At 28.6% G+C, this 23,251-nt stretch carries 10 protein-coding genes; 4 read left to right on the top strand and 6 right to left on the bottom strand.

Annotated elements, in window-relative coordinates:
* Positions 1-58: 58 nt before the first annotated feature.
* Complete coding sequence (locus ACXYRK_RS00705; protein WP_458617540.1) at positions 59-196, bottom strand: hypothetical protein; 138 nt, start codon at positions 194-196, stop codon at positions 59-61.
* Between the two features lie 31 nt (positions 197-227).
* Here ACXYRK_RS00705 and ACXYRK_RS00700 point away from each other — a divergent pair, with 31 nt between their 5' ends.
* The 4 genes from ACXYRK_RS00700 (at position 228) to ACXYRK_RS00685 (ending at position 3,763) form a co-directional block, all read left to right on the top strand.
* A complete protein-coding gene (locus tag ACXYRK_RS00700) occupies positions 228-1,343 on the top strand; it encodes an HAD family acid phosphatase (RefSeq protein WP_458617538.1) in 1,116 nt (371 codons plus the stop codon).
* 221 nt (positions 1,344-1,564) lie between these two features.
* The gene (rplJ, locus tag ACXYRK_RS00695; protein ID WP_458617536.1) at positions 1,565-2,068 is read left to right on the top strand and encodes a 50S ribosomal protein L10; all 504 of its coding nucleotides are present in this window, start codon (positions 1,565-1,567) and stop codon (positions 2,066-2,068) included.
* Between the two features lie 35 nt (positions 2,069-2,103).
* Entirely contained in the window at positions 2,104-2,475 is a 372-nt protein-coding gene (rplL, locus tag ACXYRK_RS00690) for a 50S ribosomal protein L7/L12 (protein WP_458617534.1), read from the top strand.
* Positions 2,476-2,695: 220 nt separating this feature from the next.
* Positions 2,696-3,763, top strand: coding sequence for a DNA-methyltransferase (locus ACXYRK_RS00685; protein WP_458617532.1), 1,068 nt, complete (start codon positions 2,696-2,698; stop codon positions 3,761-3,763).
* Here ACXYRK_RS00685 and ACXYRK_RS00680 read toward each other — a convergent pair.
* The 5 genes from ACXYRK_RS00680 to ACXYRK_RS00660 all read right to left on the bottom strand — a co-directional run bounded on the left by ACXYRK_RS00680 (position 3,760) and on the right by ACXYRK_RS00660 (position 23,248).
* Positions 3,760-4,467, bottom strand: a complete 708-nt coding sequence (locus tag ACXYRK_RS00680) for a hypothetical protein (RefSeq protein WP_458617530.1) — start codon at positions 4,465-4,467, stop codon at positions 3,760-3,762. The two genes, ACXYRK_RS00685 and ACXYRK_RS00680, sit on opposite strands and share 4 nt — an antisense overlap.
* Positions 4,468-4,647: 180 nt before the next feature.
* Positions 4,648-6,393, bottom strand: coding sequence for a methyltransferase domain-containing protein (locus ACXYRK_RS00675; RefSeq protein WP_458617528.1), 1,746 nt, complete (start codon positions 6,391-6,393; stop codon positions 4,648-4,650).
* 54 nt (positions 6,394-6,447) lie between these two features.
* A complete protein-coding gene (locus ACXYRK_RS00670; protein ID WP_458617526.1) occupies positions 6,448-8,562 on the bottom strand; it encodes a DNA cytosine methyltransferase in 2,115 nt (704 codons plus the stop codon).
* A 94-nt stretch (positions 8,563-8,656) separates the two neighbouring features.
* On the bottom strand, positions 8,657-20,959 hold the full coding sequence (locus ACXYRK_RS00665) for a hypothetical protein (protein ID WP_458617524.1): 12,303 nt from the start codon (positions 20,957-20,959) through the stop codon (positions 8,657-8,659).
* Positions 20,960-21,322: 363 nt separating this feature from the next.
* Positions 21,323-23,248 (bottom strand): ABC transporter ATP-binding protein, encoded by a 1,926-nt coding sequence (locus tag ACXYRK_RS00660; protein WP_458617522.1) that lies wholly within the window; start codon positions 23,246-23,248, stop codon positions 21,323-21,325.
* Positions 23,249-23,251 lie beyond the last annotated feature (3 nt).

The raw sequence follows: 23,251 nt of genomic DNA, 5'->3' as shown, positions 1-23,251 counted from the left end.
GTTTTAGATTGAAAATCACCTCAGCAATATGCCGAGATGATACAATGTTAATTTTATGTTAATTTTTATGTCCTTGTTTAAGTTTAGGAGCAGTTTCAGCAACGGTTGCATCAGTAACTGTTGCTGTTGCTTGTCATCCAGAAACTCACGAAAATGCTAAAATTGATTTTAAAAGCATCAGAGTAAATTCAAACATTTGAAATAGCATTTCGGCTGAAAAAGATGCAATGACATTAGGACAATACCGTTCGGCACAAAAACAATTTGATGCTATGGTGCAAGGACAAAAAACATTATTTGATACTGATAAAGTAAAGGTAACAGATAAATCAGTAACTGTTACTAATCCAGAAACAGGTAAAGCAATTCCGGTTGTATTTATGGATATCGATGAAACCATTTTAAATAATTTTGGATATCAAAATTATTTAACTGCTAATGGACTTTCATTTAGTCCTAAAACATGACATCAATTTGTTACTGATGAAGTATCAACAGCAATTGCTGGCGCAATTGATTTTATTAAATATGTATGAAATCACGGTGGAGTTGTAATGTATAATTCTAATCGTGACCAAGCAACTGAATTAGATGCAACTATTTCAAATCTTGAAAAAGCAGGATTAGATGCTAAATACCTACCTAAATGAGCATTCTGAATGCAAGGGGTAGACTTATCTAATGCTAAACCTTGAACAGCAATTGACAAAACTAAAGTTAAAGATTCAAAAGGTAATGTTGTAAAAGAAAAAGTAACTGTTACTGAAAAACAAGCAGTCGGAAGTGAAAAAACAGTTGAAAAAGAAGTTGATAAAGAAAAAGTTGTTAACTCTAATAAAGAAGCAAGAATGAACCTTGTAAATAGTAAAGGATGAGATTTATCAGGTGAAAACTCTGATAATGGTAGTTTCGGAAATAATGTTGCTTTAAAAACTGTAATGCGTATTGGGGATAACTTTGATGATTTTAACGATATTGCTAGTCATGGACTTTTAAACATCAATCAAAATAAAGAAAATGATAAAAAACAAGATCGTAAAGGTGTTTTAGAACAAACAGGTAAATTATTTGGTAACTTTGATGCAAATGTTAAAGGTGTTATGTTTACCAAAGACGACAATGGAAATCCGGTAGCATCAAATGAAGCATGATCAGAGTCATATGTTTTAATCGGTGGTAATTCATCATATGGAGGTTTTGAAAGTGGTATAATGAAAGATTACTATAAAACTGTTGCAACAAAACCAAATGATGCTCAAAAAGCTATTTATGAAGCTTTAAAACCATTTACTTGAGAACCTAATAAGAAAGCAAATGAAACAACTCAAAATAAAGCAAAATAAGTCAATTTTAAAAATCATCAATTGGGTGATTTTTAAAATATTAATTTTTTTATACTATATATAAGCAAAAAAAGAAAATAAAAAAATTTACATAATTTTACTATTTTAATATAATTATTTTGCAATACATCAAGACAGTAACGGCAAAATTGCTTAATTATGTTACCGAGTGTATCCTTAAGATTGCTCTTGTATTGCTTAATTATGCGAAAGGGGGCATTATGTCAGAATCAAAATTTAAGTTAGCTAAAAGAGAAGTTGTTTTAGAAATCTCACAAAAGATTCAAGAATCACAAGCACTATCTTTTGCTGAATACCGTGGTTTATCAGTTTCTGAATTAGAAAATTTAAGAAATGAAGCTACTAAATTAGATGTTGAAGTTAAAGTATATAAAAATCGCTTATTTAAACTTGCAGCAAAAGCAGCCGGTTTAGGTGATTTAGAACAATTTCTAGTAGGTCCAAACATCTTTGTTTTTTCAAAAAACGATGAAATGTCAGCAGCGAAATTACTTACAGCATTTGCTAAAAAACATAAATTAATGGTAATTAAAGCCGGAACCTTCGATGGTAAAGTTGTTGATGCTAAAGGTGTTAAAGATGTAGCGACATTACCTACATACGATGAAGCACTTGCTATTCTTGCAAGATCATTGATGTCACCATTACAACAACTAGGTATGGCACTTAAAATGTATGCAGAAAATTTACCTGCTACAGAATAATAAATAAAATATCAAATAAACGAAAGGAATATATTATGGCAAAATTAACTAAAGAAACATTTGTAGAATCATTAAAAGAAATGTCTATTAAAGAAGTAATGGAACTTGTAGAAGCAATGAAAGAAGCATTTGGAATTGATCCGATGGCCTCTATGGCAGTAGCTGCTGCCCCAGCAGAAGCTGCAGTTGAAGAAAAAACAAGTTTCAAAGTTGTATTAAAATCAGATGGTGGAAAGAAAGTTCAAGTTATTAAAGCTGTTCAATCAGTTTTAGGTGTTGGACTTATGGATGCTAAAAAAGTTGTTGATGCACTTCCTGCTGTAGTTAAAGAAAATGTTAACTCAGATGAAGCTGAATCAATTAAAGCAACATTAGTTGCTGCTGGTGCAGAAGTTTCAGTAGAATAATGAAATAACATTAATACCGTTTTAAAGTAGGAATAAAAGATTAACAACTAATTATGTTAATCTTTTTTTCTGCTTTATAATTTCTTATCACTATATTTTTATCATAACAATATCAAATCAAAAACAAGAAAATAATAATTTTTCATATAAATTTTTAATTTTTTCATACATTTAATAAGTTAATTATTTATTCATTATTTATAGTTTATAATATATAAATATGAATTCATTAGAAAAAATTATAAATAAAATTCATCTAGGAAATAACCTTGACTTGTTTAAACAAATACCAGATAAAAGTATTGACTTAATCTTTGCTGATCCTCCTTATAATATGAATTTGCAAAAACAATTATATCGATATGATGGAAGTGTTTTTGATGGAGTTAATGATGCTTGAGATAAATATGAGTCATTAGAACATTATGATACTGAAACTAAAAAATGACTAATAGAAAGTTTAAGAGTTTTAAAAGATAGTGGTTCTCTATGAGTTATTGGTTCATATCAAAATATTCATCGTTTAGGATACTTATTACAAGATTTAGGGGCATGAATAATTAATGAAATTGTTTGAGAAAAAAGTAATCCTGTACCAAACTTTTCTGGAACAAGATTTGTTAATGCACAAGAAACTTTATTATGAGTTACTAAAACTAAAAATGCTAAGTATACCTTTAATTATAAAACAATGAAACATCTAAATGGTAATTTACAGATGAAATCCATATGACGTTTTCCAATATGTAATGGTAATGAACGCTTAAAAGATGTAAATGGTAAAAAAATTCATTCGACTCAAAAACCACTTGTGTTATTAGAACGAATTATTTTAGCCACTTCTAATGTGGGTGATGTTATTTTAGATCCTTTTTCGGGAACCGGGACCACAGCACATGCTGCCAAAAAACTTGGTAGAAATTATATTGCTTTTGAGCAAGATCCAAAATATTATCAAGCAAGTGTCGATAGACTTGCATCTGTAACAGAAGATAATGATCACAATGATTTAAAATTTGCAATATATGATCATAAACCTAACAAAGTTACTTTTAAAGAGTTAATTTCAAATGGTTATCTTGATATAAAAATTCCGATAAGAATTTATAATTTCCAACAGGATTTATATTTTAATAACCAAGGACAAATTTTATATAATAATGTTTGATATACCCCAAATGCGCTTTGTAAAAAGTTGTTTAATAAACCAACAAATGCATGAGAGAATATAAGTTATCAAGGAGAAAAATTATCTTCGCTTCGCGAAAAATATAGACAAGAAAATTAATCTTGTCTATATTTTAAAATTTTTAAAATTCTTTGATCGATTTTTTTAACTAAATCACCTGTATTGATAATGTGTTCAAAGATAAGAGTGTTTATATAGTTATTGCTCACTATTTCATGATTAAATTCAACAATTTGTTGCTTTAAAGTATTTCAATGTTTTGATAAGTTTAAATATTCAAATAATTGATCACCGTATAAAACCTTTGCATCTTTAAGATTTAAATGATCTTGGAGTTTATTTAGTTCATTTTTATAAAAATTATAATTTTTGTTTTGACTTGGATCTATAAAATAAAGCAAAACAACAATGTTTGAATAAGAACTTGAATAATTAGTTACTTTTGACATTAAATTTTGAATTTGTCCATGTTTTTTGGTGCTATCATGATTATCTCTGATTTTGATTTCACCGATATAAATAGTATTATTCATCTCAAAGACTAAATCAATATTTGATGTTTGATCATTTTTGTTTAAAGTTGCTCCATTTTCAAATAAGAAAAAATTGATAACATCTTCAAGAAAATACCCATATCTGATGTTTTTAGTATTACTTATACATCCATAAACATATTCATAAATATCATTTGGACAATGATAAATATCTTGTTTTATCTGATTAGTAGTTATTTTTGATGTAAAATAACTACCAATTGATTTAAAATGCTTATCAAATAAGGATTGGATTTGTTGTTTGTTCATAAGATAATGAGCAGATATAGAATGTACAATTTGTTGATATATTTAAAACCCATCTCGGTTCCAATGTATCATCTCTGTTAAATAATTCGTTAATTATAAATCCATTTTGATTCATTAAGGTTTTAATATCATCGGGAGTATAAAAACGATTTTTAATTTTAGTGTCATAATGAATGTTAGTTAATATTTTCTCTTTTGAAAATAAGGGTAATTTATATATATGTTTTCTCATTCAAAATTGTGTATATTCTTTTGTAGAAAACATATTATGTAGAGTGAAGATGAATTTTGAATTATGATGCATCATTGATTTGATATTTTAATGGTATTCAACACTTTTCTTCTGTATATAATGTTAGAAAAACCGTTGAAAGAAAAGAGAATTAAGTCAAACTTTTGTGCTTTTAAAAAACTAGTTCGGTTTATGGGCTTACTAATATCAGTAAAAAATCACTTAATATTATTATAAGTTTTCAACATTGAGATGAATTTCTTATTTATATCAATACCGTAAATTTTTGCATTTGGATATCTTTTAGATAATTCAAATGTAGTTCTACCTAATCCACACCCGATGTCTAAAATTCTTAAATTAGCAGAAGTTTTTGGAAAATATTTATATAAAACCATTTGTTCTGATATTCATAAACCTTGTTGAGCAGTTATTGAGTAAACACGAAGCGATTCGTCGGTATTATAATAATTTACCAGATTATATTTATAAATTTTGATATTTGTTAGCAATATAAAAAGCGATAATCCTAAAACAAAAATTGAATAAATTAAGTATGCATAAAAATAATTTGTAGATTTAAGAGTTAATGTAATAAAAATAGTTATGATAGATGGGATTAATAATCTTGCTAACATTGAATAACTATTTTGTTTTTGATAATATTTCTTTGAAAACAGTTTGTATGTTTCATCATAATAATTCGGAAGCATAATACTAAAAAGAAATTGTTGAACTACATTTATGATAATATAGTAAATAGTAGATGTAAATTTCGAAGATAATAAATCTACAAAAAATCAACTTAGATTAATTAAAGTCATTATAATAATTAGCCAACCGGTATTGATATTTATTTTGACATTTTTATTATGAAGAATTATTAGAATTAATCCTGTTACAAAAGCAATTCCAGACATTAGTATTGTTAAATAAAACATCCATTGTGAATAATCAAAATTAGTATACTTAAAGAAAGGGATTAAGCCTGAATTCTTTGGATATAAAAATATTCCAATAAAAATTGATATTGATATGATATAAGTCCATTTATATCATATCGGTTTTGAATTTACATCGGTGCTTGTTTTTACAAATTCATAAGCTTTTTCGCTAGGTTTACTTGAAAGATAAAGAAATCCAGAAATTAAATAAGTAGATATGTTGATTATGATTAATAGATAAAATTTCAGATGCACAAAAAATAAAGAAAGTATTGGTGATATGAAGATTCCAAGTGAAATAGCTACCGAAAATCCAGCATTAATGTTTCTCAACTCTTTTTGTGAACTCGCATAATGATATACAATATTTTTTAGATGAATAAATCGATATGAGTGAATTAAGGAAATTAATATATTAATAGAAAGTAATAAGTAAGAAAATCACGGTGTATGTGCATTTTTGAATATAAAAAAGAAAGCAACAAGTGGAATGATAAGTGTTATAACACTTAATATATCTGCCAAAAATAAAGCATTTTTATCTTTTAAAAATTTTATAATTTTATTAGCAAATAAATAAGTAATTAAGGTAGGAAGTTGCATTAGAATATAAAGCAGAGACACAACCCAAAAATCACCAGTAAATTTAAAGATATATAATGAACTACTAAGTTTAAATGCTTCAGAACCGATAGAAGAAAGAGAGATAGCTAATATATATTTTAATAAGTTTGACTTAAAATATTTCATATCATCCTTTCTCGAAGTATTATAATATTATACTCCTTTTGTTGTTAAACATATTTATGTATTTTTAAAATCATTAATTATATGATTTCAAGCAATTTTATGCTCAGAATTTATCTCGTTGTTTTCTTTCATATTGTTAATATAATTTTCGATGAAATTTTCAGTATTATGCAAAAGTCTTAGATAATACTTTATCGATTCTAATACACCATTTACAACTACTTGACAGCCGTGTTCAAGTTTGATTTTATTGATAAGTTGATTAATTCTTTCTGTTTCATCTTGCTTTACCGTAGAAAGCAAATAAAATCTTTGGATACTAGTGTTTTTAAACTTTATGTATGAATCGGCAAGTAATATATCATTAGCTTTTATATTAAATTTAACTTCAATTGCTTCAAATAGTGAACCATCCTTATTTTTGATGATTATATCAGCAACATTCTTGGAACTTTTATCACTACTGTAGTGCGAACTAAGTGGATTTAAAATTTTGTCTTTATATCTATGATTTTCTTTTAGGATACATTGATAGATGCTATATAAAGCAATAACAGGCAGAATTGATGCACCACGTGATTTATAATTGTAATAAAAATGTTGATTTAAAAGATTAATAATATCATCAATTGTTATTTGTGTCTTATTAGTAAAGGGATTTAAAATATTCACAGATTTTATCTCTTTTTGTTTAATACTTAATGCAAACAGAGATTTTAAATATAACCGTGGATCAATATTTAATTCTTGCACATCATATAAAATACTTAAAAATGCATTCTTGATATCTATGTTACTTATTTTACCTGGATAATCTAAATTATAAGCGAAATTTTGTTCTAAGGTTCTAGTTGTTCATCCTGATTCCTTCATTGCACCTAAAAACTGTTTTTGTTTTAAAAAAGGTGTAATATATTTTGCATCAAAACTTCTTCCACTATATCCATTTTTCATATTTGCTTGATGTAATCTAATGTGTTGGTGTGGATGTAGAATTTTATAGACTAAGGAAGTAACTAAAACTGTAAAAACCCCTTTATAACCTTCTTCGTGATCAACAATTATTTGAATATTATGTTTTTGTTTATTATTTAAATTTGTTTTGTCAACTGATGTTAAAGTCAAAGACTCTTTATAAATATTTTCTAAAAATGTTGTTATATCCATATTCTCCCTATTATTTCAAAACTGATGTATCATTTCATTAGCAATTTGCCTTATCATCGGTACACAAACACTATTGCCGATTCTTTCATATAATTTTGAAGTTGACCCGATTTTCTTAAAGTAATCAGGAAAACCCATCAGCTTATAACACTCATTTAATGTTAATTTTCTGACTTTATTGTTATTATGAATAAAGTATCTTCCACTTTTTTCTTGCGATGTGATTGTTGGAACTAGTCCTCTTGAAGAATAAATCCGATTCACTTGTTTATGCACTCTTGATAGATGCAAGGTTTCTTTATCGATACCTTTATTACGAATCTTTTTATTTCGATACCCGATAAAAATTAATCCAGATTTTTGTATTTTTATTTGTGATTGATCTAATAATGTGTATTCATTTTGATTTAGATATTCGTTAGCATCTTTATCCAAAAATTCTTTCATTGAACTAACTGGATTGATTTTGATTTTATCAAAATCAAACACTTTCCCTTGGTTGTTTCCTACAATTACGATTCTTGCTCGATTTTGAGCGACACCAAAATCTTTTGCATTTAGAACTTTGTATGAAACAGTATATCCTAATTCAGTTAATGTTTTTTGCATAATAAAGAAGGTATTTCCCTTATCGTGTTTTAATAAATTAGCAACATTTTCTAAGATGAATGCTTTTGGTTTCTTTTCCCTTAAGATTCTAATGATATCAAAAAATAAGGTTCCACGAATTGCATCGTTGAATCCTTTTTGCTTTCCTGATATCGAAAATGCTTGACAAGGAAACCCAGCACATAGGATATCAAAATCTGGAATATTCTTAGCATCCAGATTGCTAATATCGCAACTAGGATCATCACCAAAATTTGCTTGATACATTGTTGCTGCATGTGCATCAATTTCGCAAGCAAAAACACACTTGGTTATATTACTTTCTAAACCAAGTCGAAATCCACCTATACCAGCAAATAAATCAATAAATTTTATTTCTTGCTTTTTATCCATTATTTTTATTATATCATACCAAAACAAACAAAACAAAAATTTTTCTAAATCAGATTTAAATAAAACTAACGCAAATTGCATTAGTTTTATAATCCTAGTTAATTTTATCAAAGTTCATATATACTCCACCATAACTTGTGTCAATACTATAAAGTTGTGGTCAAGCTGGATCAAGTCTTGAACCAGGGATATTGTTTCTAATTCAGTCGGTATCATCATATTTTCAATAATGTGAAGCAGAATAGTTTGGCGAAATTGATGTTGGTAAGGTTGGATCATCTGCATTTACTTTTTTCAATACTGTTAAGATGTCATTTCTAGAAACGGATTTAGCCAATAAGTCTAAATATTTAACTTTTTGATTAAAGGTAAGTCGTTTTGATTCTACAATAACATTACGAGCAAACTTCTTAGCACGTGGGTTCATAACTTCTCCAATCATGAAGTTTGCTTGTTCTTTGGTAAATAAAGTAACTTGTGGTTGATTTGTAGTTTCCTTACCAGGTTGCGGGCTAGTTACATAGCGATATCATTTTAAAGCAAGTTCTTTGTAGTAACTTCCGATATGTGAATCACCTGTTTCTAAACCAGATATTTGGGTAGGTGCTCACTCTTTGATTTTTTTACTTACATCAAAAGTAATATCTGCAGTAAGTGGTTGTGGATTTACCTTAAAGAAGTTGTTTAATAGATATTCCTTAAAGACTTGGAATGAACGGTAGTCAAATAAAGAATTTAAGAATTTCTTTTGTGCATCAATTTTTGCACTACCAGTTGAGTTTGCGATTGCATTTGAAAGTAGTTCTTGTACATTATCTGGTAATCTAAATTGTTGTCATCCGAATAACGGATTTGATTTGGTATCAAAGAAATTACCATTAGCAACATTAGCGTCGTGATCACCTTGTTCACCGACATATGCATCAGTTTGTGAATTTGGTGAATATTTATCAATTTCATCCATAATTGCTTTAAATGCTTTATAAGTATTAGTAGAACTGTTATTGATACGGTTGTTTCAATCAGCACGTTTATTATTATTATTATTATTATTAGCTGCTGTAGCATCACCGAGTTTTGCAATAACTACAGCAAGAGCTTCTTGTCGTAATTTTTCAAGTCTGTCTTTAACTATGTTTTGGAATTTATTTACTAATGAATTATCTGTAGTAGAATCTGCTTGTGTAAGTAGTTGTGAATACATTGCATCACCATCTAAAGGAGCAATGATGTTTTTAAGTTGATTTCTTAGATTTTGAATTTGTTGTTTTTGATCATTAAATTGTGATTCATTGTATTTATTGATGATCGCTTGATATCTAAATGTTGAATAATCGATATCGCGAATACTATTAAAATTATCGATATATTCTTTGTAGATACTATAAAATGATGGATCTTTTGTTTTAATTACCTCTAAGTCGTGAGATAAACGATCTTTTATACCCATGAATATAGCATTAGCTTGTTTTTCAATGTCTGTTAATTTAGTGATTTTTTCATCTTGCGATAAAGTATTATCTTTTATTATTGATTCTCGCTTTATATTTAAATTTTTGGCAAGATTTTTTAGTTCATCTGTATAAATATTAGAATATCCACTATTAGAACCTAATAATCCATGATCATTAAATGCTTTTTGTGATTTGCTTACAGCATCATTATATCTTTTTTGTTCTTCTGCTTTGGCTTTATCAGCGATTTCTTTTTTCTTAGCATCAATTTCTTTTTTTATCTCTGCTAACTTAGCACTATCTCCATCAGATATTGCTTTTTCAATTTCTTTTTTCTTAGCATCATCAATTTGTAGGATATTTTTATATGTTTGATCTTTAGTTTCACCACTACCTTGTTGATTAATCTCAGATATTCCCAAAGCATCTTTAATATCATTAATGGTATTAGTATATGATGCTTGTGCTTTATCAATGATATCTTGCTTTTCTGTATCAGTTTTAGCTTTTGATAATTCATCTGCTAATTTGCTTTTACTTTGCTCATCGATTCCATCGAGACGTTTAATAATCGTATTAGCAATATTTTCCTTATTTTTTTGTTGAGCTATTGCTAAAGCCTTTTTATTTTCGATTGTTTGTTGTGTTACATTAGTAGCATCTAATCCATCCATTAAATTATTTGATTGAATAATTTCTTTTGGTAGTTTATTAATTTCTTTTAAAGCATCATCTTTAAGTTTATTAATTTCTGAATTTACATCAGCAACTACTTTTTGGTATTGGCTTTCGGTGGTATTATCTGAATTAACTAAATTCTTCAATGAATCATAGTTAGATACTTTGGTAGCACCAGTTGAACTAAGACGGTTAAGTTGATTTTGTGCTTCAGTTTTCTTTTGATTTAAATAATTTGAAACTTCTGCTTTTAAATTATTTAAAGTAGATGTATCACTATTATAAGTTGATTCATTAGCATAATCGTGATTATTTACTGCATTGTTTTTATTGGTAAAATCATTTTTCTTACTTTGATCACTTAGGCGATTTATCAATCCAGATATTTGATCTTTAAGTTCTTTTATTTCTTCACCACGTTTATACTTTTTAGCTTCATTAACAGCAGAATCTATACTATTTTTATCAGTTGCATTATATAATGAATTGTTAATTAAGTCATTTTTCTTAGATGCATATTTGCTGTCGTTTAAAATAGTATCAATTTGTGATTTAGCAGCATCAACTTGTTGTTTTAAAGTAATTGCATCATTTTTAATTTTTGTTGCAGTTGATGAATCCTTAGCATTTGATAATTTAGTTTTTAAATCAGTTTGGTTACCAGATTGTAATTTATTAATTTCACTTTGAGCTGCATCAATATCTTTTTTAAGTTGTACTGCTTTATTTTTGATTGTATTATATGAATCAATGCTTTGGGTTCTATTATTTGTCAATTCACTCTGTAAGGTTGATTTTTGATTATTATCTAATTTATTAATTTCACTTTGTGCATCATTTTTAGCCTTAGCAACTAAGATTTTGTTTTTTAAAGTATCTAATGTACTTTCATCATGTGCATTACCTAGTTCAGTAGTAAATTGTGATACTTCATTATGTGGCAATCCAGCTGAATTTAATGTATTTTGTACATCAGTAACCTTAGCAGCAACCTTAGTAATTTTTGCTTTTAATGAATCTAGTTTTGTTTCGTTATCTCCGTTTGTTGAATTTACTTGACCTTTAAAGTAAGTTTTTTGAGCATTATTATTTGCAAATTGTGAATCGATATAAGAGCTAACTTCATCTGATTTGGTTTTAATTCGTTTTGCTTCTTCTTTTAGATCTAATAATTTTTGTCCGTCGTTGTTTTCTTGATTCTTTTTGCTTTCTAAATAAGATTTTTGTGAACTACCAAGTTTATTAATTTCAGTTTGTACATCATTACGAATAGTATTTAAAGCAGACTCTGCTTGTGTTTTTTTAGCATTAACATCATCTATTTTTGTAAGCGTATCAACTTGATAATTAGTTCTTTGTGAGACAGGAAGTTTATTTATTTCTACTTTTGCAGCATCCTTAGCAGCTTTTAAAGAATTTTTAATTTCATTAAATTTATTATCAACTTCTTGCTTTATTTGCTCAAGATTTGCGTTTGGTTGCTTTGCTCGATTAATAAAGTTATTTTTATCAGTATCAGGGATAATACTTTGGTTATTAACCCCATCAGAATTTAATTTTTTATTATTAATATATGCAATAGTATCATCAACTTGTTTTTGTCTTTTGGCTTTATTTTCAATATCTACTAAGGTATCTTTAGTTAAATCATTTTGTTTAAGTTGATTTTCTAAATTGGTTTTTTCTTGCGATTGTGTTAGTGCATCAACTTGGGTTTTTACAGCTGATTTTTTATTATTAAGTTTTTGATTTACTTGATTAATGATGTTATTTAAAGCACTTTCGGTTGCTTGATCATTAATTTGATTATTGGTAATATATTTATTAAGTGCTTCTTTTAATTGATTATAATCGTTATTTTCAGAAGAATCATTTGTTGCGCTTGTATTAACTTTTAACTTCTCAACAGCAGCAGATGCGTTATCCTTAATTTTTGCTAATTCGTTTTTTAAAGCAGTAGTTGCATCAGTAATTGCTTTTTCATTGTCAGCAGGATGTTGGTTTGCTACAAACACTGAATCTGTTGAATTAGCATCAAAACGGTTTTTAGTTTTGGTGAATTCATTATTTAGATTATTTAAAATATTTTGTGCTTCTTGACCTTTTGCTTGTGCAACGGTAGGATCAGTTGCTGCATTTATCGCATTTTTTAATTCATTCTTTTTGTTATTTGTATCTGCTAATTTATTAACAATTTGTAATGCATTATTTTTGGCACTAGCAAGTGCTTGGTCATGATTTTGTTGAGCAACAGCTTGCTTTTTGATTTCATTAGCTTGTTCAACTGATGCAACTTTATTAAGTTGTGATTCTAACTTAGTTTTTTCTGAATTATTTGCAGCAATTTTATCTACTTCAGTTTTTGCTTGTTTTTTAGCTTCTTCAATAACTTGCTTCTTTAAATTATTTAAATCATTAATGGTGTCTTTACCAGTTGTAGAAAGACTTGAAGGATTTGAACTAAGTTGATTGATTTCATTTTGCACTTCGTTTTTCTTATTTGCAAGAGTTGTTGCAATAGTGTTTTCAACTGCTTTAATTTGATCTTCGGTGGTAGCATTTTGTAAGTTTTGTTGCGCTTGCACATGTGCTACGTCACCAGTAATTTTATTTAAATCATTAGTTGCTTTATCTTTAATAGTTTTTAAAGCATTTGTTGCAGCAGTTTTTTGATTATTTACATCAGCAGATGTAGTAGCATTATTTATAGCATTAATAATAGTTTGTTTTTGAACATTAGAATCTGAAAGTTTATTTGCTTCGTTTAGTGCAGATTCTTTGTCTTTTTGCAGTTGTATCTGAGTTTTGATTTCTTCGATTTTTGCTTTAGTAGGTGCTGAATCAATTTGTTGTTGTAATTTTGCTTTTTCAGAAGTATTAGTGATACCATCCAAAGAAGCTTTGGTTTGGTTCTTAAGGTTGTTAAATTCTTGGTTTATTTTGTTAGTAAAATCTGTATATGCTTTTTCGGTATCGGTTGTTTTAGCAGTATTAAATTCTGAATCTTTTTCATTACCAAAGATTTTGTTTGCAACTTCAGCTTTTGCTTTAATATCGTTAAATTTAGCTTCAATTTTTTCTTTTAAAGCATTATATTCAGATTCTTTGTGAGCACCTTTTAAATCATTTTCAAATTGTTTACGGTTGTTTCCGTTTTCATTCACTGGAATAAATTTATTCAGTAAATTATTAATTTCTTGTTGCTTAGAATTTAAATATTCAGTAACTTTATTTTCGGTAGTTTTAATAGTTTGTGGATCACTGCTTCCTGCTTGGTTTTTAAATTCATTCTTTTTATCAGTCGATACATCAATTTTATCTACTTGTTGGTTAAATGCTTGTAAAGCAGACTGGATTGCAACGGTTTGTTCACGCTTTTTTGTAGTTACATCAGCAGATAATTGATTAAGTTCATTAAGTTTCTGATTCATATCTGCTTCAGATGTAGGATGAGTAGAAGTGATGTTATTTAATCGAGTAGTATATGGACTTCGGTCTCTTGATAAAATGCTTGAAATACTTGTTTTAATTGGATCGGCTTTTTCTTGAACCTTAGCAGTATATTCAAGTGATTTAATTTTTGCATATGTATCTGTTTTAGATTCATCCTTTAATTCTTTAATTAATTTTGCTTTATTAGATGCAGATGTAGCATTAATAGCATTTTCAGCATCAGTGCGAGCTTGTGATATTTTTTGTTCAACATTAGTTTTAAGTTGATTTAAAGCACTTTCTGTTTTAGATGTATCGTTGATAAGTTGATTATAGGTATTATAATCTGGAGAACCTTGTAGTTTATTTAGTTCAGCTAATGCAGCATTCTTAGCGGTTTCAACATCTTTAATCGCTTTATCTTTAACAGTTTTAACAGCATCTAAGGTAGTAGCATTTTGTAGGTTGTTATTATATTGATTTGCTTTGCTTGCTTTATCAATATATTGTTTAGCCTCGGTTTTAGCTTGAGCTAATTGAGTATCTTGATTGCGTTTAGCGGCTTGAACTTGCGATTCGATGTTGTTTAATTTATCTAAGGTAACATCGGTGGCGTTAACTTGATTTTGGTAATTATCTTTGTTTCATAATTGATTAATTTCTTTAGTAATTTGTTCTTGTTTGTATTTGATTTGTGCTTTGTTTTTGATGTTAGATAATTCAGTATATGTTTGTTTGCTGGTATCATTTGCTTCACTTGTTAATCTGGTTTTAGTAGAATTATCTTCAACTTGATTAATCGCAGCAGTAACTTCATTTTTATAGTCATTTAAAACTTTGTTTGCTTCAGCTTGGATGGTATTGATGTTATTTAAATCATTACTTTGGTCAAGTCTTTGTTTTAAATTATCGTATCTGTTATTACCTTTTAATTTTTCAATTACAGCAGTTGCTGTAGTTTTAGCATCGGTAATTTCTTTTTCTACTTTTGTTTTAACATCATTTGCTTTAGTAGATGTATCTGCAGATTTTAATTCATTTTCTAATTCAGTCTTTTTAGCAGATTTAGCAGAATCATTAAGTGATGCATTAATTTGGTTAGTAATTTGTGCTTTCAGATTTTTTAAGTTAGTTTCTTCAAGTTGTCTTTGTGTTTGAATCTTGTCATAAACTTCTTTAATCTTTTCAAGTTTATTAACAAATACTGAACCGGTATTAGTTTGATTATATGCATCATTTAATTCTTTGGTAAATTCTGCTTTTTTGCTAGCATCTTCAACTTTATTGTTAAGGGTTTCTGCATTTTGTTTTAATTTATCTTGAGCTTGTTTTAGAACATCATCAATTTGGTTGACAGTAGATAAATCTTTGGTAGCAGGGGTAGTTGAACTGGTAGACCCACTTCCAGGTATTGTTGAACCACCTTGTGAACCCCCAGAACCTTGAGTTGCTGCAGTAGGAACAAATTTTTCAGCTGTTTGCAGTTTTGTATCAAATTCTTTTGCATCGGTTGCATCTAAACTGCTATCGATTTTACTTTTATATTGTGCAACAACTGATTTAAGGTAATCTGGGATAATAGTATTTTTAATTCTTAATAAATCTTCATCAGTTCGAGCGTTTTTAACTTGTTCTTGAAGTTCGTTATACTTATTAAGATGACCAGGATTTTCGTTATTTCGATTAGTAGGTTGAATCTTTTGGGTAATTTCTTTTTGTACTTCATCGCGTATGCGTTTTAGTTCAGTATCAATTTTTTGTGAATCCTCTTTTAGTTTAGAGATTTGAGTTTGGTTATCAATAGTACTTTCAATTTTGCTTCTTACACTATTAGAACTATTTAAAACATTTAATTTTTCTTTAACTTGCGCTTTTAAAGCAGTAACTTGATTACTTTGATCTGTAAGTTTACTATTAACTTCAGTTTCGACTTTTTGTAAACTTTCTGCATTTTGAGCTTGATTTAAATCATTTTGCAGTTTTGCTTTATCAGTACTTTCTTGAATTGTATTAATTAATTTTTGAATACCTTCACGAGTCTTTTGATTATTGATTTTAATGCGTTCTGCATCTAACTCTCCCATATTAGCAGCATTATCAATTGCTTTTAATGCAGCATCTTTAAAACTTCGATCACTTACCCCTGTTACACTTTGAACTTTTTGATTATTATCAGTATATGTATATCCATTTAATAGTTTTTTTAAATCAGCTTGTTCATCTGAGAAGATTTTAGCAGCTGCATCTTTAATTTGTTTATATCCACTTTCACTTTGGGTGCTATCAAGATTACCTTGCTCGGTTTCTCTAGATTGTCTACCAGTAAGTTTATCAACTTGAGTTTTTGCTTCAGCCTTTTTAGCATCTAAGAATGCTTTGATTTTAGCCATAACAGCAGCAACATCCTCGTTGCTTCGAGCATCATTGATTAATTGTGCATATTCATCTTTGGTTGCTTTTGATTCATCCAAGTCGATATTATTATTAGCAGCAGTTGCAGCATTAATTTTTGGTTGTAAAGCACGGTTATATGCATCCTTGGCTTCCAAGTTCTTGATTACTTGATTCAATGCATCTTCGCTTTGTGCTCCATTGATAGATACATTAAATGAAGTCTTTTGTTCAGGGAAAAGTTTTTTAGAATCTAAGGTTGCTAAAACTGCTTCTTTATGAATTTGTAATTGGATTGCAACTTTAGCATCGTTTAAATCTTGAATGGTTGCTGCAGTATTAACCATTTGATTCAAGACACTTTTTTGTTCGTTGTTTGTAACGGAAGAAAGTAATCCTAAATCATTTTGTTTTTGTCCTTCAAAAGCAGCATTCATTTCAGAAATATAGTCAAGAATTTGTTGTTCTTTAACTTTTGATGTATCCATAGCAGTTTTAATATCGGCATATTTTTTATGCATTGTATTATCACCGACTAATTTAGCGAGGGTAGCATCATATTCTGAAAGTCTAGAATTTATTTTATCTGAAACACGATCACGTTGTTGTTTTGAAATGGATTGGGTAGTTCAGTGTCCGGAAGTTATGATGTGATCAGCATCGGGGTTGTTCAAACGGGCTACATCGGCTTTAGTATCGGCATTATAAGCAGCTAACTTAGCATCAATGTCATTATTTACTTGATTAATTTGTGTTTGATTATCAGCAGCAACTAATGCGTCTTTTAATGCTTTATTATCGGCAGCAACAACATTAATTACTTCATCGATTCGATTCGATACTTGTGCCTTAGCATCGTTTAAACGAGTAATTGCGGTTTGTTTAGCTGCAGCAATAGCTGCTTGTGTTATTGCAGCATCAATATCACGGATAAGACCTTCGTTGTCGTTAAGTTTTAATGCTTGTGCTTTTGCATCATCTTTTAAAGATTGTAAATATGCATCAACTTCTTTAATAACACCATCAACAGCTACTTGAGATTGTGCAGCTTGGATTTTTTCTTTAAATTCATCAAGTTTTGGGCCTGCTAATAAACGAGCTTGTGTATCTTTACGAGCTTGTGTTTTTTTGTTAGCTAATTCATCTTGTTCTAGAGCAATGGTATTTTTGATGGTTTTAAGCATATCACGAGCATCTAATAAACCTAAGTCAGGTTTATTTGCACGTTTATTGAATAAGTCGATATTTTCTGGTTTATATAATTTCTTGATTTGTTCTTTAGTTTGTGCTACTAAATTAGCAATTTCATTGTGTTCAGATTCTATTTGTTGGTTAATTTTATCTAAAATTGCATTTGCACCCGGAGTATCTTCGTTGGCTTTGGTTGCTTCTAGTCCCTTGGTTAATTCAGCCGATTTTTGTGGATCTTGCACATTTTGTAGTTGTGCATCAGCAGCATCATGAGCGTGCTCATATGCAATAGATTTATTAATTTTATCTAAAACATTATTTAAGTCTTTAATGGTATTTGAATTAATGATATCTTGTGCATATTTAGCTTTTTTGTCAGTATCTTTAAGACCAGGATTTGCTGTGCTTCCATCTCCATCTAATGTATCAATAACTTTATCATGAACATCTGAGAATGCTTTGTTAGCTTGATCGATAACATTTTGGATAGCGGCTTCAACTTGTGATGCACCAAAAGAAGATTCTAAATTTTGCTTTAAATCTCCGTTATATTCAGTTAATCCACCTTCGGTGCGAGCAATAGCCTTTTTAGCTTGATCTTTAAGTTCGTTAATATATGAATCAACTTGATCAGAAATAGTTTTAATTTCTTGTGGTGTTTTAGCATTAGAAAGTTGGTTATATAAATCTAGTTTTTTTGGATTAGCATTCGATAATAAACCTAATTTATCTTTAGCAGCAGTTTTGGCAGTCGCTAATGCTGCATCTTGTTCTGCTAAGGATTTATTAATTTGCTCTGCTAAAGCAGCACCAGCAGCAGCATCAGGTAGTGAATTTATTTTGTTTAAAAACTCTTGTTTTGTTTTTGGATCAATGATATTATCAGCTAGGTTGCTTAAATGTGATTGTTCGTTTTGTAATTTAATTTGATTATCAATCGAACCTAATAAATCGTTTGCAGCATTTGGATCGTTAACATCAACTAATTTATCACGAAAAGCAAGTTTTTTAGCAGGATCGCTAATTCGGTCGATTAAAGCACCAATTTGTTCTTTTTGTGAATCAAGTTGGTTTTGTGCATCAATACTATTAGTAATTTCATTACGGATTTTAGAAAGATTATCAAAAATGGTATTTTGATTATCAATTGTCTTTCCGTTTGAATCACTTGTAGCATTTTTAAGGTTATTTAATAATTCTGCTTTCTTCTTAGGATCTTTGATGTATTTATTAATAATATATTCAAGTTGTCCGTTGGTAAGTTTATTATCTGATTCAAGTTTGTGGTAGTTTTTAATATCTGAAATTAATCCTGCTAATTCAGCATTGTTAGTTACTTTTAATAAACGATCTTTAAATTCTGCTTTTTTAGTAGCATTTTCAATTTTATCGATTCCGTCTTGTGCTATTTTTTTGTTTTCTTGGAAGTTATAAATATCTTCGATTTTTTCCTTAGCATCTAAAACTGCTTTAAAGGCTTGATTAGTGGTTTTATCATTAGGATCAAAAAGTTTTTCAGGATCGAATTGTGCTGAATTTATAGTGTTATATTCTTTAGTAATTTTGGCTTTGTTTTCATCATCTAATTTATTGTAGTATTCATTAGCACGCTTTTTAGCTTCTTCATAGTTATCAACGGTGTTTGCTTTTTTAGATAAGTCTAAATAGTCTTTTGCTATAGCGTTTGGATTATTATTTAAATCAGTAAGTTTGCTTTGTAGTTCTTTTTTAAATTGACTAAATTCACCATTAGGATCGATTTTATTAATATCATCTTGGGTATTATCTTTAATTTTTTGGAAAATACGTTCTGCTTCTAATTCTAAATCAACTACATCTTTTTGGGTTTTAGCATCAACAAGTGCAACATCTAAACGGTTTTTATTATCATAATCACCATCTAGTAAACGAATTTTGGTTCTGGCTTCTTTTTTAGCAACATTTAACAAATCAAGTGCTTTTTGTCCTACCTTATTAATATCTTCTAAGGTATTAGCATTATTAAGTTCGTTTAAAAGTTCATTTCTAGGTGGATTATTCAGTGCTTCAATTTGAGCACGTGCAGCATTTCTAGCATCTTCAATTGCTAAAACACCTTTTAATTCAGTTTCGATGTTATCTAAATCTGATAAAAGGTTAGCATTATCAATATCATCGAGATATCTTTGTTTAATAATTTCAGGTAAATTTGATTTGTTAACTCTGTCTTTTAAAATTTTCTTTTTAGAATTTAACAATCCTTCAACCCCAGAAATTGCTCTAAGTTTATCTTCAATTTGTTTTTGAATCTCAACAAGTTCAGGGATGTTTCCAGCTTTATCAATTTTATCTGAAAAATCTTTTTTAGCAGCTTCATCATCAAGAGCATTATTTAACTCATGTACTTGCTTTCTTAAGTCTTCTAAATCGCGATTTTCTTCTGAATTTAAGATTTCATCTACTTTTTTGTTAATGGTATCAAGTTGTCCACCAGGTAGTTCATCACCTGGAGCTAATGTAGTCATATCTTGATATACATCATCTCTTTGATAGATATTTTGAATTTCTTTTGCTTTATCAGCAACTAACTGAGTTTTATCTAATAAAGTAGATAACTCACGTAATTTTTCTTTATCATCCCCTGCTCTAGCACGTAAATCTAAAAAGTTATCTTGAATTACTGCTGGAAGTTTAGCAATCTTAGCATCAACACTTTCTTTTAGTTTTGCTAACTCTTTTGCTTGTTTATCAATTAATTCTTTAAGACGATCAATTAAAGGTTGTACTTGCTCTGGTTTGGTTGCTTGTGCAGCCTGAGCAATAAGTTCATCCTTTTCCTTAGAATCATTAAGTTTTGGAAGTAATTTATCAAATTCAAGTAATTTATCAAGAGCATCGTTGAAAGTAATCAAATCATCAAGATTGGTAAAAGTAGTAACCTTAGAATCAAAATTCACAAGTTCATTTAACTTGTTATTTACTGAATTAACTGCTGCATCGGTGATTTTCTTATTTATTTCTGCAAGATATTCAAATTGTCTTGGGGTCTTATATGTAGTTGGTAATTTAGATAAATCTGCAAAAAGCAGTCTCTTAGTTTCATCAGAGATGTTTACCCTTTTTATATCATTTAAAGTTTTATTATATAAGGTTTTATATTGATCACTTGCTTGTTTGCGATCATATAAAATTCCTATTGTTAGTCCTGTGACAGTTGTAGCAGCAACTGCAGCAGATGAAACAAAAATTATTCCTTTTCTTTTGTTAGTCATAATTTCTTCCTTTATATTTTACTTATTTAATTTTGTAGTTTTTGTTATTTTTATATATATTGACTGTATAAAAATTGTATAACAAAAAAACACACAATAAATTCATAGAATAAAATTATACTCTCTTATATATATATATATATATATATGGTAAAAAAATTTTTAGTGCTATAAATTCAAGTAAAAAGTTAATTTTTCAAGAATGTCAAAATCTAAAAATGCTTATATTGTGTATTTTAAAAACAAGCAAAGATATTGATTTTACTTGTTAATAAAGTTGTTAATAAACAAAAATTAACTCAGATAAATGATATCAAATTTTAGTATAAACAAACATTATTAAAAACACAACCATAGGTTGTATTAGTTACTAAATTGTGACCGATATAGATTATTATAAAAGCCTTTTGCATTTAGAAGTTCTTCATGTGTTCCACTTTCGATAATCTCTCCGTCATTTACTACTAATATCAAATCAGCATGTTTAATGGTGCTAAGTCGATGAGCAATAATAAATGAAGTTTTATATTGCATCAGATGCAGCATTGCTTTTTGAACAATCTGCTCAGTACTTGAATCAATATTCGAAGTAGCTTCATCCAAAATTAAAATATTACGATTTGATAAAATTGCTCGCGACAAAGAAAGCAGTTGTCTTTGACCTTGTGAAATATTCATTCCATTATGTTCAATTTGTGTTTGATATCCTTTTTCCATATTTTGGATAAAGTGGTGTGCTTGTGTCATTTGGGTTGCTTGTTCAATTTGTTCCATACTTGCATTTGGATTGGTCATTTTAAGATTTGCTAAAATAGTTTCATTGAATAAAAATGAATCTTGTAGCACAATAGTTAAGATGTCTTTCAAGTCTTTTGAATTGATTTCCTTTAGTTCATTTCCATCGATTTTAATGCTTCCTTGTTGGTAATCATAGTATTTTGAAATTAAGTTAATAATTGTGGTTTTACCAGCACCAGTTGGTCCTACAATCGCAATCACTTTTCCTTGCTCAGCCTTAAAGGAAGCTCCTTTAAGTTGGTAATTAGAAGAATTTGGATTATATTTAAAGAAAACATTATCAAAAACAACTTCTCCTTTCACTGATGCATAACTAATGGTATTGTTTTGATTATATTTATATGCTGCAAAGGCATATGGATCATTTGTGTTAGTTTCAATGAATTTTTGCTCATTTTGATCAAATCTGATTTTAACAATGCGGATTTTTTCATTTTGATGTGATTCAATTGGTGCATCTAAAATCCGGATAACTCTGGTAGTTGCTGCAATTCCGACTTGTGCTTGAAATACAGTTCCTAATACCGCTTGAAAAGGTCCCATAAAGTTTCAATTCAATGATGTATAAGTAAAAATTAATGCAGCAGTTGCTTTTCCATCCACCCCTGCACCTAACCCAGGTACACCTAAAACAGGGACTGAAAATAAATAAAATACTGCTGAAATGGCTGTAATAATTAAGATAATTAAGTTTGAAATCACATAATAAATAGTTTCAAGACTCTTGGTAATTAAATCACCTCGAAAAGCAATTTGACGAATTTTTTTGGTTATCTTTTTTAACTCACTATTAATTAATTCTTGACGGTTAAATGCATTTGTAACCTTAGTATTTGCTAACATTTCTTCGACAAAAGAGTTAAGTTCTCCAAATGCTTCTTGAACTTTGATAAAGTATGGTTGTGAACGTCTAATTACAATTGCAACCGATGCAAACATCAAAAGTGAAAACGGAACAACAATTAATGTTAAATAAACAGATACCATTGACATAACAATTATAGCAATCGAGATGTTAAATATTGCATTAATAACTTGGGTTAGCCCTTGATAAAGCGATAAAGCGATGTTATTGCAATCAACAATTAAGCTTGAAATAAGGTCCCCAGTTTTATTATTATCATAATAACCAATGGGCATTTCTAACAGCGAATGCATTAATTTGTTTCTCACCCTTGCCGCTGCATAAAAGGCAACCTTAGCATAAATGCTATTTTCTAAATAACGAAAAATGGCATATATTAAATAACATCCACCTAATCCAGCAAGAGTCAAAGCAAACTGTGTGATAGAAATACTTTCAAAAGTGATATTACCTTTTGCTAGAGGTTCAAAAAAGTGGTTAATAACAAATCCTATTAAAAAACTTCCACCAATATAAGCTAATGCATTTAAAACAGAAAACAATAATGCTCAATAAATAATGGTTTTATCTTCTTTAATAAAAGAAACTCAAACCTTAAAAGCATGTCAATTTGAATGTTTAGTCATTAT

The sequence above is a fragment of the Mycoplasma sp. AC1221 genome, assembly GCF_054353815.1.
Note: the sequence above shows the minus strand (reverse complement) of the source record. Positions and strands in the feature narration are given on the sequence as shown.